Consider the following 16,020-nt stretch of genomic DNA (forward strand, 5'->3'; position numbering starts at 1 on the left):
ATGAATTATATTTTCAACAATGAAGCTGGATTTACAATGGTTGAACTACTGATAGCCATTTCAATTTTAGCGATGGTACTACTTCCTTTAACAGATATGTTGATTGATAATAGTACTAAAATAGTAGAGGCTAAGCAGTTAACTATAGCTACTAATTTAGCTAGATTGAAGCTAGAAGAGGAAAGAAGCAAAGATTTTGGAGATATTAGTAGTAGACCTTTAACTAAGATAGAAGATGATAACTTTACTAATTATGAATATTTGATTAAGGTTAATAATGTAAGAACAAAAGTTAAAAAAGTTATAGTAGAGGTTTATTTTAAGGAGACTCCTAGAGCTGAGTTACTTACTTTTGTAAGGGATATGTAGGAGGTGAAGAAGATAAGATTAAAAGATGAGAGTAGTTATACACTTATAGAGATAATGGTAGTAACTGCTATTTTAGGGATAGTAATCTCTTCTTTATATATAGTTAAGAAGAATATTTATGATACTTGGAAGGTTAGTAAGTTAGAGTCTACTTTAGAGCAAGAGCTGAGGATAAGTATGAATATGATAATTACTAATCTCCAACAGGCTAAATCTATAAAGAAGATCAAGGAGGGATCAGATTCTAGAGTTATTTATATAGATCCCAATGGAGAGGAGAAGGTAATCTATTATAGAGCAGAAGGTCATCTCTGCTTAAATGCTGATTATAATATTATTAGCAATAAGATTAAATCCTTTAACTTAAAAAGGTCAAATGACCTCTTGTATATTACACTAAGTATTCAAGAAAATGGTAGAGAAGAGTTACTAAAAACAGCAATTAAGATTAGAGCTGAACAATTATAATATTTGACTGGGTGGTAAGCATGGTATTTAAAGAAGATGGGTATGCTTTGTTTCTTGTCTTAGTAATTTTAACTATATTTGCTCTGCTCTTTCCAGCGGTGTTGAGATTGACTATAACAGAGTTTATGATAGCTAAGAACTATCAAGATAGTATAAGAGATTATTATTTAATAGATGGAATAACTAATCTAGAAGTGAGTAAGGCCTGTGATAGTTTAGGTAAGTTACTTGTAGATAAAGGATATATTAGTAAGTCAAATCTGCGGTCTTTATATAACAAAAATAACGGTTCCCTAGAGGTAATAGATAGTGATAATCATAAGCTAAAAATTAAATATAATATGCTTAAGATAGTAGATGAAAGTAGTAAGGTTAATATTAATAAAGCTAGTAAAGAGATGTTAGCATCTTTAGAAGGAGTAGGGGATATTATAGCAGAGAATATCATCACAAAAAGAGAGTTTAGTGCCATTGAAGAGTTATCTCAAGTCAATAGAATAGGAGATATTGATAATGAGGATAATTATGAGAGTAAGACCTATCAAGCTATCAAAAATGATATAACTGTCAAATCAGATGGGAGAATAAATATAAATACTGCTTCTAGTTCGGTCTTAAAATCTTTAAGTGGTATCGGTGATATTTTGGCTACAAATATCAAAGCTAGAAGGCCTTTTGCTAATAAGGATGAGATCAAGGGGGTTGATGGAATTGGAGATGCTATCTACTCTAGGCTAAAGGATAAAATTAAGGTAACTTCACATAACTTTAAAGTGATATTAGAAGTTAGTATTAAAGATAAGAATATTAAGAGGAGGGTAATAAGGTTTATAAAGGTGCAGTGAGTTTGAAAGGAGAGATCAAAGATGAATTTAATTCCATTAGAATATCGCCTAAAGGTAAAAGCTAAAAGGAATAAAGAGAGAAATATTATCATCTCTTTGCTTATATTGCTTATTATGGTTGGTTTTAGCCTTTATAATTATAATAATATCTTAAGTTATCAAGAGAAGATAATAGTTCTTGATAAGAGATTGGACTCTTTAAAGCCTGTAATAGCAGAGAATCGGCTGTTAGAACAAGAGAAGGCAAAGCTTAGAAATAAAGAGAACTTAATTGGTAGATTGGCACAACAGTTAAGTTATCAGCAGATTCTTATAGATCTCAATCACTTGATTCCAGAAGGTGTAGTATTGACAGGTTTTATAATTAATCAGAATCAACAATTTCAGGTTAATGCCAGAAGCATTAATAATAGAGAGGTAATTGAGACGGTCAAGCAAATAGAAGAGTATCCTTACTTTGCTGAAGTTAGTCTTGATTATACAGAGTCTACAGCAGAGAAGATTAGCTTTAGGGTGGCAGGGAGGTTAGACCTATGATTTATAATATAAAAGATAAGAGATTAAACTCATTAACTCCATTAATTTTAGCTATATTATTGGCTTGCTTAATCTACTACTTTAATATTAGGACAAGTGAGGTTAAGATTAGAAAGTTAAAGATGTCTATCAAGAATAAAGAAGATGATATTAAAACAGTAAGTCAGTTAGCTTCTAAGCCCCAGGTAGAGGAAAGTATAGAAAATAGATTATTTAAAGAGAAGCTAGGATTAGATAATATTATACCAGCTGATATGAAGCTGACTAAATTCTTGAGAGATTTGGAAGTGGTGATAGATGATGATCAGATTAATCTTGCTAATCTCTCACCTCAAGATTCTATAATAGAAGACGATTATGTTAAAGCTCCAATCAACTTATTATTTTCAGCAGACTATCCACAACTAATAACTTTTTTATCCCAATTAGAAGAGATGGACAGGCTAGTTACAATAGAGAAGCTATCTATTAGCAAGGATAAAGGTAGAAGTTTAAAGGTTAAGACTATCTTATATATCTATTCTGCAAGGGAGTGAATTAAATAAAGGTGAATATACTTAGAAGAAAGAGAAGAGAGTGGATTATTAAGCAGAAGGTAAAGCTGAGTTTGTTAATAATTTTAGTTGTAGTAGCTATCTTCTTATGGACAAAAATATTATTAATGGATGATAGTAATCAGTCAGTTACTGTAACTAAGACTGAGACTAGTGGTAATATTAGTAAAAAAACAGATAATCAGAGATTAGAGGTTGATCAGATTAAAAGCTCGAAAAGAAGCAAATTGTTTAAGTTTCAAAACACAAAAAGAAAGTCACCATTTACTGAGTCAGATGATAATAAATTAGAGTTTAGCTATAATAATCAAGTAAAAGGTGATAAGAAGAGTATACATAGATTAAATTCAAATAACTCTTTATTCACTTTACTAGGAGTTACAAAGAAGGGTAAAGTTTCTTTGGCTGTAGTTAAAGTAGAAGATAGAGTTTACCTGCTTAAGCAAGGTGAAAAACTAGAAGATTTTGTTGTAGAGAAGATAGATAGTAAGGAGATTATATTATTGAAGGGGAATATTGAATATAAATTAGATATGATCAAATATAGAATTTAGTCAGTATTAGGGTTAGAGATTAATCTCTAACCCTAATTTATATAAACTATATACTTTCTTGATTTGATCTGGGGGTTAATGGGTATATTGCGACAGTTTAAGTTTTAGCTACGGGTTTTAACCCGTAGTGTAACATGTCACCATCACCACAGGTTGAAACCTGTGGCTAGTAAATTTATCATTATAAAAAGTTAAGATAATATAAAAAATATCTATAATAAAACAGGAATTGTAGATGATAATCAAGAATGTTAAAGAACAAATTACTAGATATGAGCAGTAGAGAAGGAGGAGTAGATGAAGATGCGTTATTTAACAGCAGGAGAGTCCCATGGTAAAGCGATTACAGCAATATTGGAAGGTATTCCAGCAAATTTGGAGATAAGCAAAGGGAATATTGATAGAGAGTTGGCTAGAAGACAAGGTGGTTATGGTCGCGGTGGTCGGATGAAGATTGAGACTGATCAGGCCAATGTCTTGTCAGGGATTAGAGGTGGAAAGACTTTAGGAAGTCCAATTACTTTACAGATAGAGAATAGAGATTGGGTCAATTGGGAAGAGGTTATGGATCCTTTTGGTGATAGTGGCTATAGTCAAGAAGAGCTAGTGATAAAAAAAGAGACTAAGATTAAGCATGTTAAACCAAAGGTTACTAAGCCCCGTCCAGGTCATGCCGATTTGGCTGGAAGTTTAAAGTATAATCATGAGGATATTCGCAATATTCTAGAAAGAGCTAGTGCTAGAGAGACTGCTATGAGAGTAGCTGTTGGTGCTATTGCTAAGACTTTTCTTAAAAACTTTGGAATTGAAGTGGCAGGTCATGTCTTACAGGTTGGTACTGTAGCTTTAGATAAGAAGTTAGATATGGAATTAGAGGAGCTTAAGACCAAAAGTGAAGGCTCTCCATTAAGGTGTGTAGATGAAGAGACTACTCAAGAGATGATTAAGGAGATTGATCATTGTAAAGAGGCAGGAGACTCTTTGGGAGGAATCTTTGAGATTAGAACTAATAATCTACCAGTTGGTTTAGGAAGTCATGTACAATGGGATCGAAAGTTAGATGCCCGCTTGACTATGGCATTGATGAGTATTCAAGCAATCAAGGGGGTAGAGGTTGGCTTAGGTATGGAAGCAGGTAAGCGCTGGGGGTCTAAGGTCCATGATGAAATCTTTTATGATGATAAATTTTATCGTACTAGCAATAATGCAGGAGGAATTGAAGGAGGAATGAGCAATGGTGAGCCGATCATCTTAAGAGCTGCTATGAAGCCAATTCCTACCTTATATCAACCATTATCATCGGTAGATTTAGAGACAAAGGAGAAGTTTAAAGCTAGTGTGGAACGTTCTGATGTAACTGCTGTACCAGCAGCTAGTGTAGTCGGAGAGGCAGTAGTTGCTTTTGAATTGGCTCAAGCCTTCTTGGATAAGTTTGGTGGAGATAGTATGGAAGAGATTAAAGCAAATTATGAAAATTATCTCGCTATGGTAAGGGAGAGATAGAGTCATGAATATAGCATTGATTGGATTTATGGGAACGGGAAAGACTACAGTGGCTAAGCTTTTGGCTGAAAGATTGGATTATAGACTTGTAGATATTGATGAAGAGATAGTCAAAGTTGAGGGAAGGTCTATACCAGAAATTTTTGCTGAAGAGGGTGAAGAGTACTTTAGAGATGTTGAGAGCAAGGTTACCTTAAATATCTCTCAAGGTGATAAGCAGGTTATCTCAACTGGTGGTGGAGTTGTATTACGAGAAGAGAATATTGATAATCTAAAGAGTAATGGAGTAGTAGTTTTATTGAAAGCTACTGCTGAAACTATATTTGAGAGGGTTAAAGATGAAGGAGGTCGTCCGCTTTTAGAAGTGGCAGACCCTTTAGCTAAGATTAAGAGTATGCTGGTTGAACGAGAAGATAAGTATGATTGTACAGAGTATCAGATCAATACAGATCAATTATCAGCAGAAGAAGTAGTTGAGCAGATAGAGAAGATAATGGACAATGGACAATGTACAATTAACAATTAAAATAATATTAAATTGATTAGTTCTTTTAAGATTGTACATTGTAAATTGTCAATTGTACATTAAAGGGGAGGGCAGTATGGAGCAGCTTAGAGTAGATTTAGGAGAGAGAAGTTATGATATCAAGATAGGTTATGATATATTATCCCAAGTTGGGGAATATCTTAAAGAACTTAACCTGGGTTCTAAGGTTATGATTATTACTAATGAGTTGGTAGATAGTCTATATGGTAGAGAGGTTGAAAGGGCTATTAAGGAGGCAGGATTTGAGGTCCACATTGCTAAAATTGGTGATGGTGAGAAGTATAAGTCCTTGAATACTGCTAGAGAGCTTTATGACCAAGCAGTAGAGGCTAATTTAGATAGAAGCTCTACAATAGTGGCCTTAGGTGGAGGTGTAGTTGGTGATATAGCAGGATTTATCGCCTCTACCTATATGCGAGGGGTTAACTTTGTACAGATTCCTACTACAGTCTTATCTCAGGTAGATAGTAGTGTAGGAGGAAAGGTTGCTGTTAATCATCCTCAAGGCAAGAATTTAATCGGTGCTTTCTATCAGCCTAAGCTAGTAGTAGCTGATGTTAAGGTCTTAAAGACTTTAGAAGAGCGACAGTTAAAAGCAGGTTTAGCTGAGGTAATTAAGTATGGTGTTATCTGGGATAAAGAATTTTTTGACTTCTTGACAGAGAATAGAATTAAGATTTTAGAGTTAGATACTAAGACGATGGAGTATCTGATTAAGAGATGTTGTGAGATTAAGGCTGAGGTAGTTGCTCAAGATGAGCGAGAGATGGGAATTAGAGCTATCTTAAATTATGGTCATACTATCGGTCATGCCCTAGAAGCTGTGACTAACTATCAGAGATTTGTTCATGGTGAAGGTGTAGCAATCGGTATGATAGGGGCAGCTAAATTGGCTAATAAGTTAGATCTTTTAGATTCAGCTGACCTAAAAAAACAAGAGGAGATAATCGAAGACTTTGGGTTAGCAGTCTTTTTTGATGATTTAAATATCGATAGTATTATTAAAGCATTGTCTAAGGATAAGAAGGTCAAGGATGGTATGATCAGATTTATTTTGGCAGAAGAGATAGGTCAAGTAGTAATTAAGTCTGATTTACCACATAATATAATTAGAGAAGTATTAGAGGAGTTGAGAGGGTAGCGATGGTTTTAGTAATTCATGGACCTAATTTAAATTTATTAGGGGTAAGAGAGCCTGATGTCTATGGCTTGAAGACTCTAAGTGATATAAATAGTAGTTTACGAGATATTGCATCTAAGAAAGGTGTAGAGCTGAAGATTATTCAGTCAAATAGTGAAGGTGAGATTATTGATGTAATTCATAAAGCCTTTCACCATGATGTAGAAGCCATCATTATCAATCCTGCTGCTTATACTCATTATAGTATAGCTATTCGTGATGCTTTAGCAATGTTGGAGATTCCTATTATTGAGGTACACTTAAGTAATATCTATAAAAGAGAGGAATTTAGGCATAAATCTGTTATCTCTCCTGTAGTTACAGGGCAGATTGCAGGCTTTGGGGCTAGTAGTTATATCTTGGCTTTAGAGCAAGTGATAAGATTATTGAAATAGTGATTAGTGACAGTGTGGGTGTGAGTAAAGAGCTAATTGATACATAGATTTTTAAAGAGGTTAATTGATTTTGAATTTACTCACACTGACTACTCACACTCACAACTCACACTCACACATTATTAATAAATATGGAGGTGATAGAATGAAAGAAAGAATCTCTAAATTACAAACAGAATTAAAACAAGCAAAATTGGATGCATTATTAATTAATACACCTGAAAATCGCAGATATATGACTGGATTTACTGGAACTGCTGGGACTGTGCTAGTCAGTCAAGAGGAAGCAATTTTAATTACTGATTTTCGTTATACTCAACAGGCCAAAAAGCAATCTCCAGATTATAGAGTTGTTGAGTTTAAGGATTCTAAGTTTGAGAAGATCAATGAACTGCTTAAAGAACTACAGGTAGAGACTCTGGGATTTGAAGCTACTTATGAGAATTACAATACATATTTGAATTTTAAAGAGAAGCTAGATGTAGAGTTAAAGCCTACTGAGAGTATAGTCAAGAAATTAAGGATGGTCAAAAGTGTTAAGGAGATCGAAAAGATTAAGAAGGCGGTAGAGATTACTGATGATGCCTTTACTATGATTAGAGATTTTCTCAAGGTGGGTGTTATTGAGCGCGATGTTGCTTTAGAGTTAGAGTTCTTTATGAAAAGAGCAGGGGCTAGTGATAATGCCTTTGATTTTATCGTTGCATCTGGAGAGCGTTCAGCCTTACCCCATGGAGTAGCCAGTGGTAAAAGAATAGCAGCAGGAGACTTTGTAACTATGGACTTTGGTTGTGTCTATGATGGCTATCATTCTGATATGACTAGAACCGTAGTAGTAGGTGCTGAACCTAGCGATAAACATAAGGAAATTTATGAGACAGTTCTCAAGGCTCAATTGGAGTCAATCAAAGTAATTAAAGCCGGAATGACTGGCAAGGAAGTAGATCAGATTGCACGTGACATTATCACTGAAGCAGGTTTTGGTGATTATTTTGGTCATGGACTGGGTCATGCTGTAGGCTTAGAGATCCATGAAGGCCCAAGACTATCGCCAAAGGGGGATACAATCTTAGAAGCTGGAATGGTAGTAACAGTAGAACCAGGCATCTATCTGCCTAACTGGGGTGGAGTTAGAATAGAGGATATAGTTGTAGTAACAGAGGATGGTTGTGAGATTCTAACTAAATCACCTAAAGAGCTACTAGTAATTGAAAATTGACAATTGAGAATGGAGAATGTACAATTAGAAAGATAAATGAGTTGACGGTTGACAGTTGATAGTTGACAGTTAAGATTAGAGGATAGTAACTATAGTGATTTTATAATTTCATCTTTTAAAGTAACTGTAAACTGTAAACTGAAAACTGTAAACTGAAAACGAGGGGGATACATAATGATTTCTACAAGTGAATTTAAGCCAGGAATGACTATTGAAATGGACGGCAAGCTGTACTCTATTATGGGCTATGACCATGTTAAACCAGGTAAAGGTGGAGCTTTTTTACAGACTAAGCTTAGAGAGATAGAGTCTGGAAGAATCATCAATAAACGTTTTAGAGCTGGAGAAAAAGTTAACCAAGCTTATGTTGATACAAGAGAGTATCAATACCTATATAGAAGTGGTGATGACTTTATCTTTATGGATAAAGAGAGTTATGTACAGCTTACTTTGACTAAAGACCAGATCGGTGACTCTTATAAATACATCAAAGAGAATAGTGATATCCAAGTTCAAATGTATCAGAACAATCCAATTGGTATAGCTGTACCAGATGCAGTAGAGCTAGAGGTAATTCAATCGCCACCTGCTGTCAAAGGAAATACTGTCTCTGGTGGTACTAAGGATGTAACTGTAGAGACTGGAGTAGTAGTTACTGTTCCATTATTCGTTAACAAAGGTGATATTCTAAAGATTGATACAAGTACTGGCGAGTATATGGAGAGAGTGAATAAGTAAGATTAAGGAAAATAGTTTAATTAAAAGATTAAGTTAGGGCGCAGAGATTGCGTCCTTTTTCTATTATAATAATATTTTAATTTCTGGCTAAATAAAGAAGGTAATCCTCTTTATTTTGTAGAATATGTTAAGATGTGGTAATTATTTGTGATAGCTATTATCTGGAGGGATTTTATATGGAAGTCAATAAATTTACTAACCTTGAATATTGTAATGTGGAGGGGAGGTCTTTAGTGTTAGATATCTATGTACCTCAGTTAACTGGTGAAAAGCCTCCGTTGGTAATTTATCTCCATGGTGGAGAGTGGGAGATAGGTACTAATAATGGCTATAAAGAGGTTTATAGTGTGTCTAGACCACTGATTGAGAATGGATATGCTGTTGCGATAATAGACTATCGATTATATAATGAAGCAGAGTTTCCAGCTCAGATAGAAGACTGTAAAACTGCTGTTAGGTGGCTGAGAGCTAATGAAGAGAATTATGGTTTTAACCCTGAGAAGATTGGAGTTTGGGGACGTTCAATCGGGGGGCATTTGGCATCTTTACTAGGGACAGCAGGAGATGTTAGAGGTTTTGATGTAGGTGAGCATCTAGAACATTCAAGCAGAGTACAAGCAGTCTGTAATTTCTATGGTATGACAGATTTATTAGATATAAAAGGAGCGAATCCAATTAATTATATCAGTCTAGAAGTACCTCCTTTTTTGATTGTTCATGGTGAGGCAGATATTGAGGTTCCTCTTTTGCAAAGTGAGCTATTATATAATGCTTTAAAGAAATTTACTAATCAAGTGGAGCTATATATCTTAGAAGGAGAAGGTCATGGCTTTGATATTATTAATCAAGAGTTTCATCAGGATGTGTACAAGCAGGTAATAGACTTTTTTAATAATTATTTAAGATGATTTTTAAAGAGGAGTTTGATATGTTATGGAGGATTTTGTACCATTATTAATCTTAATTCCCTTATTACCCTTTATAGCTATAGCTGAATATATAAGGTTAGAAGAGAAGGGGCAAAATAAGAAGATTATAATCTTTAAAGTTCTACTGAATATTTTAGTAGTTGCCTTATTGGTGCTGTTACTTATTTATTTGCCAGCAGAGTATGATAAAATTTTAAATATGTTAATTATATTAGTTGTATTTTTAAAGTATCGTGCTAAGGTTAAGAAATAGATTATATATTATAAAGGAGAGGAAGATAATGTCATGGCGCAAGATTAAGCAGACAATCACAGCAGAGCCTGGAACATATATCTTGATTTTAGAAGCTAAAGAGGATAAGGAGATTAAAGTTGGTAAATTAGGATATTTTAAGATTCAAAAAGGCTACTATGCTTATGTAGGGAGTGCTTTTGGGTCAGGAGGGGTACATTCAAGAGTTAGAAGGCATAATAAAAAGTATAAGAAGCTCTATTGGCATATCGATTATTTAAGAAAGGTGACAGAGCTTATTGAAATTTGGTATATTTATGGTAGAGAAAGGTATGAACATAAGTGGGCACAGCTACTAAAAAGTTTAGAGAGTAGCTCTATTCCTTTTGCAGGCTTTGGGTCAAGTGATTGTGATTGTGAATCACATTTATTTTACTTTAGAGAGGTACCTGATTTTAATGACTTTTACAAAAGATTGAATAATAATTTATTAAATGATAGATTGACAGAAATATTTCAATTAGAATTATAATCCACTTAAAGAGATAATTTATTAAAATTTTTGTAGATTTTCTTGATTTTTATACTAATTTAGTTATAATTATATAGATAATTGTATAAAATACTGAACTTAATTTATTAATTTAAAGGAGGGAGATTGGAATCGATAGTAAAGAGAAGATAATTAAAACTGCGTCTAAGTTATTCATTCGTAAAGGATATCAAGGGACCTCCCTAAATGCTATTGCTAAAAAATCAGGGTTGACTAAGGGTGGCATCTATCATTACTTTGATAGTAAAGAGAACTTATATTATCAGGTTTTAGAAGATTATTTTACTCCAAATGGAATACCTGAATGGCTGCAGAATATAGAATTAGATATAAAGGATATAATTTGGAAAGGTTTTGAATCTCTTAAAGAGAAGAAAAAATACATTCAGGACTTGGTAGGTTCTGATAATGATGATGCGATTTTACATTATTATAATTTCTTATATGAAGCTACTCGAAAGTATCCAGAGTTCCAAAAGGCGGTAGATGAGTGTGATAAGCTGAAGATAGGAATCTTAACAGATGTTTTTAAGAAATCACAAAAAAGAGGGGAGATTCGCCAAGATTTAGATCCAGAGGTCTTATCCTTTGAGTTAGATGCTCTATTACAGCATTTATCATATTTGAATTTTGTCAATCCTAGTATCAAAAAAGATCAGAATATGTTCAAGAGATTGTTTGATAATTATTGGATAAGATTGAAAGTGTAATTTTTTTATCTCAAAAACATACCGACTGGTAGGTATGACTGGAGGGTTATGATGAAAGAAAATAAGAAAATAAGTAGATTAAAGGTGATTTTGACTATAGCTTTACCGATTATAATCCAGAATATAGTAATGCATTTTCAGATTATGATCGATAGAGCTTTTCTAGGAAATCTGGAATCTCGTTATTTGGCTGCAATTGGTAATGTCTTGATTCCTTATAATGCTCTCAACTTCTTCTTCTTTTCTGCAGCAACAGGATTAACAGTATTGGTGGCTCAGAATTATGGAAGAAGGGATTATAATAAAGTTCAGCGTTTAGGAGAGTCTTCATTCTTCTACTCCACATTATTTTCAATAGGGCTGTTTTTAGTATGGATTTTAGGTGGGAGGTGGATATTTTCACTTTTTGGAGCAGAAGGGCAGATACTTCAAGACTCAGTTACTTATGTAAAAATTTTAGCAGTCTCATTAATCTTTTTAGGGATTGAGATTTCAGCAGGATCTATCTTCCAAGGTGTAGGAGTTACCCGTCCGATTATGATCTTTGGAATTACCAAAAGCTTAAGTAATATCTTTTTAGATTGGGTAATGATTTATGGTAAGTTTGGTCTTCCTGCTCTAGGTTTAGAGGGTGCAGCCTTAGCTACTATGATATCTAATATTATAGCAGCTATTGGAATCTTTATAGCTGTTATACTTTATCGGGATTTACCTTTTAAGTTCTCTAAAAGAGCTTTGTTAAAACCAAATTGGAAGCTATATAAGGAGACCTTAAATATTGGTATTCCTAGTGGAATTGAATCTTTACTGTGGAATTTAGGACAATTAGTAATTGTACGTTTATTAAATCAGATTGATGGGATGACTATAGGTATCTATTCACTGGTAGCAGGGATTCAATCTTTGGCACTCTATATTTATCTTGGTTTTGCCAAAGCAGCGATGACGAAGGTTGGGCAATATTGGGGCAATGAAGACTTTGAGCAAGCAAGAGATATAGGTTTTTATTGTCAGAGATTATCTGTAGTAGTTACTTTAGTTTTTGGATTGGTATTCTTGGTATTTCCTAAATTTCTGGCAGGTATCTTTACTTCAGATCCTAGTGTAATGGCTAGAGCAGTGCCATTACTTCGATTATCAGGGTTACATATCAATCTACAGGTATTTAATGTAGTGATGGGTCATGCAATTAGAGGTACTGGTGATACCAAATGGATGCTCTATTCGCAGATATTTGGTACTATCTTTGTAGTCTCCTTATCGCCAGTAATGATCTTTAGTTTCTCCTTAGGTCTAATGGGGATGTATTTGACTTTAATCTTAGATGAAGGGATTAGAGGGGGAATCAATTTGATGAGATTCTATTATGAGGAAAATCCATTTAAAGTATGGACTGCTAGGTTTAGAAATAATAAGGAGTTAGCAGGATGAAAGTAGTTAATGGATATATAGCGACACTTTATTTAAGTGTGAGTGATTAGTGTGAGTGTGAGTAAACCATAACACTAAACCACTCACACCCACACTCACACTGACACTAAAGTGTCACACTATCTTTCTATTGTTTCATTCTAAAATTGGATGACTATATAATATTGGAGGTATAAATATGACAAAATCAGATTGGTTTAAGGATGTAGTTGTTTATCAAATATATACTAGAAGTTTTTTCGATTCTAATGGTGATGGAGTGGGAGATATAGCAGGGGTAACTGCTAAGCTTGATTACATAAATGAACTTGGGGTGGATGTTATTTGGATAAGTCCTTTTTGCTCCTCTCCAAATTATGATAATGGTTATGATGTCTCTGATTATAGAGATGTTATGAAGGAATTTGGGTCTATGGCTGATATTGAACTCTTGATTGATGAGTGCCATAAACGTAATATTAAAGTGATGATGGATTTGGTTTTAAATCATAGCTCTGATGAGCATCCATGGTTTATTGAAGCTCGTTCTTCCAAGGATAGTCCTAAAAGAGATTATTATATCTGGTCTAAAGAACCTAATAATTGGGAGTCTTACTTTGAAGATTCAGCCTGGACCTTTGATGAAGAGAGTGGTGAATATTACTTACATCATTTCTATCATAAACAGCCTGATTTGAATTGGAGTAATCCAGAGCTTAGAAAAGAGATATATGAAATTGTTGAGTGGTGGATAGAAAAAGGGATAGATGCCTTTCGCCTAGATGCTATCCATCATATTGGAAAGCCAGAGGGGCTACCAGATGCTCCTGAAGCAGAACATGAATGGGAAAAGAAGAATTATCGTAATCTTGAAGAGACTCATCAGTATCTACAAGAGCTGTATGAGAAGGTATTAATTAATCATGATGTAATGACCGTTGGTGAGACTGGTGGTACTACCCCAGAATCTTCAAGTCTTTATGTAGATGAAGACAGAAATGAGCTTGATATGGTATTCCATTTTGGTCATGTACTTGCAGAGAAGCTTGATTCAGCAATGCTAAGGGATTATTTTAAGAAGTGGTATGATTCTTTAAGTCCTAAGGGATGGGATACAATCTTTTTTAGTAACCATGATTTACCTCGCCATCTATCAATTTTTGGTGATGATAAAGAGTACTGGAAAGAGTCAGCTAAGCTATTTGCTACATTAGAATTAACTATGTGGGGGACACCTTATATTTATCAAGGAGAAGAGCTTGGGATGACCAATGTTAAATTTGACAATATCGATGATTATCAAGACCAAGCAAGTAAGAAGAGGTATGAGTGGGCACTAAAATCTGGCAAGAGTGAAGAGGAAGCCTTAGAATACTTCTTTAATCATAATAGAGATAATTCTAGAACCCCAATGCAATGGAATAGTCAAGGTCATGGAGGATTTACTACTGGCAAGCCTTGGATTAAGGTCAATCCTAATTATAAGAATATTAATGTAGAAAAAGAGTCTCAAGAGGATGATTCTATCTTAAATTATTATAAAGAGCTGATAGCCTTACGCAAAGCTAATAATGCCTTAAAGCGTGGAGACTTTAAGCTTTATGGAGAAGAAGATTCTCATATATTGGCTTATACTAGATCAGATGAAGAAAGGGAATTTCTAATCTTATTAAATATTTCAGGTGATAGTGTAGAGTATAGAATAGATGATACTAATCAAGATTGGAAGTTGCTCACAGGTAATTATACTAAGCAACCAAAATCATTATCAGAAAATAACCGATTTAGGCCTTGGGAAGCAAGAGTATATAGTCAGACAATTTCATAACGAAATTGTCTGACAGTTACAAAGTAATTAGTGACGAGTGATTAGCAAAATTAATTATTTTAAATTTGGATATTAGATAACAAGTTAAAATAGCTCCTGTTAAGGTGCTATTTTATTTTTAAGAAATGATACAATTGAGAGATAGTGTGACACTTTGTGTCGAGTGTGAGCTATGAGTGTGAGTAAACCACCCTCTCCTAAATCCTCTCCCTGATAAGGAGAGGACTTTAACTTCTTTTTGTTCCTCCCCTTTTAAGGGGGACATTTAAAAATTGGGATTCCACGAAGAGTTTTTGGTCTTTTAAAAACTCGTAGGGGAGGTTAGGTGGGGGATATTACTAAAATGACGCAATATCCCCATTAACTCTTAATACATTAAAATTTAATTCGACAAATTATCTACTTTATTTTAATTAAAGAGGTAGCAAGGTGATTATCAAGAAGTGGAGAAGTTATAAGATAGCTTAATAATATTATAATTATATTTAAAGGAAGGAAGATATTATATGGAATTTAAACCTTTGATCAAACCTATATCTAATAAATCAGACTCAGCTTATTGGCTCTTATTTAGTGAGAATCAAATTTTACTTAAATTTAATGATAATAATCCTGTTGTTCCAAGTATCAATAATAGATTTGTAGATAATCTAGAGCCGATTGTGACAGAGTTTTTTGGTACTTTAGATGGAGTGCCTTGCTATGTGGGGTTACTTGACTCACCAGATAAGGTACTCAATTGTTTATCTTTTTATAAAATTAGAGAACTTTATGGAATAATAGATGAAGATTCATTTAAATTAATCGGCTATGCCCATCAATTTATCCAGTGGTCTAATGATACTCGCTATTGTGGCAGGTGTGGAAGCCCAACAGAGAATTTGAAGAGGGAGAGGGCTAAAATCTGTACTGAATGTAATCAGATAATCTTTCCTCGGATATCACCAGCTATTATAGTAGCTATTACTAAGGGAAATCAAATTTTATTGGCAAACTCACACCGCCTTTCAAATGAATTTTATAGTGTGCTTGCTGGTTTTGTAGAGCCTGCTGAAACCTTAGAGGAGTGTGTTAGAAGAGAGGTCAAAGAGGAGGTCGGGTTAGAGGTTAAGAATATTGAATATTTCGGTAGTCAGCCTTGGCCCTTTCCAGATTCTTTGATGGTAGCCTATACAGCCGAATATGCTAGTGGTGAGATAGTGATTGATGATAAAGAGATTGCAGATGCTCAGTGGTTTAATGTTAACAACCTTCCTAAAATTCCAGAGAAGGTCAGTATTGCGAGAAGACTGATTGATGATTTTATAGAGAATAATAGTTAATAAATTTAATTATAAGTTTAAGATTAAGTATAGATGTCCAAGTCTAAAATGTAATTTTATAAAAAACTTAAAATCATTTTCATACCTCACTCTAACTCTCTCCTACCTTAGGAGAGAGAACTAAAAC

Annotated in this window: 19 protein-coding genes; all 19 read left to right on the top strand. The window is 34.0% G+C overall.

What is annotated here, in order from left to right; genetic code table 11:
* Positions 1–369 (top strand): type IV pilus modification PilV family protein, encoded by a 369-nt coding sequence (locus ACTCDL_RS02815; RefSeq protein ID WP_463173844.1) that lies wholly within the window; start codon positions 1–3, stop codon positions 367–369.
* Positions 370–372: 3 nt separating this feature from the next.
* Positions 373–837 (top strand): PilW family protein, encoded by a 465-nt coding sequence (locus ACTCDL_RS02820; RefSeq protein WP_463173846.1) that lies wholly within the window; start codon positions 373–375, stop codon positions 835–837.
* A 20-nt stretch (positions 838–857) separates the two neighbouring features.
* Positions 858–1,682, top strand: a complete 825-nt coding sequence (locus ACTCDL_RS02825) for a helix-hairpin-helix domain-containing protein (RefSeq protein WP_463173847.1) — start codon at positions 858–860, stop codon at positions 1,680–1,682.
* 21 nt (positions 1,683–1,703) lie between these two features.
* Positions 1,704–2,219, top strand: a complete 516-nt coding sequence (locus tag ACTCDL_RS02830; RefSeq protein ID WP_463173849.1) for a PilN domain-containing protein — start codon at positions 1,704–1,706, stop codon at positions 2,217–2,219.
* On the top strand, positions 2,216–2,755 hold the full coding sequence (gene pilO / locus ACTCDL_RS02835; RefSeq protein ID WP_463173850.1) for a type 4a pilus biogenesis protein PilO: 540 nt from the start codon (positions 2,216–2,218) through the stop codon (positions 2,753–2,755). The genes ACTCDL_RS02830 and pilO overlap by 4 nt, the downstream gene beginning before the upstream one ends.
* A gap of 11 nt (positions 2,756–2,766) precedes the next feature.
* On the top strand, positions 2,767–3,327 hold the full coding sequence (locus ACTCDL_RS02840) for a hypothetical protein (RefSeq protein ID WP_463173852.1): 561 nt from the start codon (positions 2,767–2,769) through the stop codon (positions 3,325–3,327).
* Positions 3,328–3,630: 303 nt separating this feature from the next.
* Positions 3,631–4,830: a chorismate synthase gene (aroC, locus tag ACTCDL_RS02845; RefSeq protein ID WP_463173867.1), complete on the top strand. Its 1,200-nt coding sequence runs from the start codon at positions 3,631–3,633 to the stop codon at positions 4,828–4,830.
* A 4-nt stretch (positions 4,831–4,834) separates the two neighbouring features.
* Positions 4,835–5,356 carry a shikimate kinase gene (locus ACTCDL_RS02850; RefSeq protein WP_463173854.1) on the top strand — a complete coding sequence of 174 codons (522 nt, stop codon included), beginning with the start codon at positions 4,835–4,837 and terminating at the stop codon, positions 5,354–5,356.
* A 76-nt stretch (positions 5,357–5,432) separates the two neighbouring features.
* A complete protein-coding gene (aroB, locus tag ACTCDL_RS02855) occupies positions 5,433–6,518 on the top strand; it encodes a 3-dehydroquinate synthase (protein WP_463173855.1) in 1,086 nt (361 codons plus the stop codon).
* 2 nt (positions 6,519–6,520) lie between these two features.
* Positions 6,521–6,952 (top strand): type II 3-dehydroquinate dehydratase, encoded by a 432-nt coding sequence (gene aroQ / locus ACTCDL_RS02860; protein WP_463173856.1) that lies wholly within the window; start codon positions 6,521–6,523, stop codon positions 6,950–6,952.
* A 145-nt stretch (positions 6,953–7,097) separates the two neighbouring features.
* On the top strand, positions 7,098–8,171 hold the full coding sequence (locus ACTCDL_RS02865; RefSeq protein WP_463173857.1) for a M24 family metallopeptidase: 1,074 nt from the start codon (positions 7,098–7,100) through the stop codon (positions 8,169–8,171).
* Between the two features lie 174 nt (positions 8,172–8,345).
* Positions 8,346–8,909, top strand: coding sequence for an elongation factor P (gene efp, locus ACTCDL_RS02870; protein WP_463173859.1), 564 nt, complete (start codon positions 8,346–8,348; stop codon positions 8,907–8,909).
* Between the two features lie 176 nt (positions 8,910–9,085).
* The gene (locus ACTCDL_RS02875) at positions 9,086–9,817 is read left to right on the top strand and encodes an alpha/beta hydrolase fold domain-containing protein (protein ID WP_463173860.1); all 732 of its coding nucleotides are present in this window, start codon (positions 9,086–9,088) and stop codon (positions 9,815–9,817) included.
* A gap of 25 nt (positions 9,818–9,842) precedes the next feature.
* Complete coding sequence (locus tag ACTCDL_RS02880) at positions 9,843–10,091, top strand: hypothetical protein (RefSeq protein ID WP_463173861.1); 249 nt, start codon at positions 9,843–9,845, stop codon at positions 10,089–10,091.
* Between the two features lie 28 nt (positions 10,092–10,119).
* On the top strand, positions 10,120–10,602 hold the full coding sequence (locus tag ACTCDL_RS02885; protein ID WP_463173862.1) for a GIY-YIG nuclease family protein: 483 nt from the start codon (positions 10,120–10,122) through the stop codon (positions 10,600–10,602).
* Between the two features lie 152 nt (positions 10,603–10,754).
* A complete protein-coding gene (locus tag ACTCDL_RS02890) occupies positions 10,755–11,333 on the top strand; it encodes a TetR/AcrR family transcriptional regulator (RefSeq protein ID WP_463173868.1) in 579 nt (192 codons plus the stop codon).
* A 51-nt stretch (positions 11,334–11,384) separates the two neighbouring features.
* Positions 11,385–12,764: an MATE family efflux transporter gene (locus ACTCDL_RS02895; RefSeq protein WP_463173863.1), complete on the top strand. Its 1,380-nt coding sequence runs from the start codon at positions 11,385–11,387 to the stop codon at positions 12,762–12,764.
* Between the two features lie 178 nt (positions 12,765–12,942).
* Positions 12,943–14,571, top strand: a complete 1,629-nt coding sequence (locus tag ACTCDL_RS02900) for a glycoside hydrolase family 13 protein (RefSeq protein ID WP_463173864.1) — start codon at positions 12,943–12,945, stop codon at positions 14,569–14,571.
* A gap of 506 nt (positions 14,572–15,077) precedes the next feature.
* A complete protein-coding gene (gene nudC / locus ACTCDL_RS02905; protein WP_463173866.1) occupies positions 15,078–15,893 on the top strand; it encodes an NAD(+) diphosphatase in 816 nt (271 codons plus the stop codon).
* Positions 15,894–16,020: the final 127 nt, after the last annotated feature.

This window comes from Orenia sp. (genome assembly GCF_055140805.1).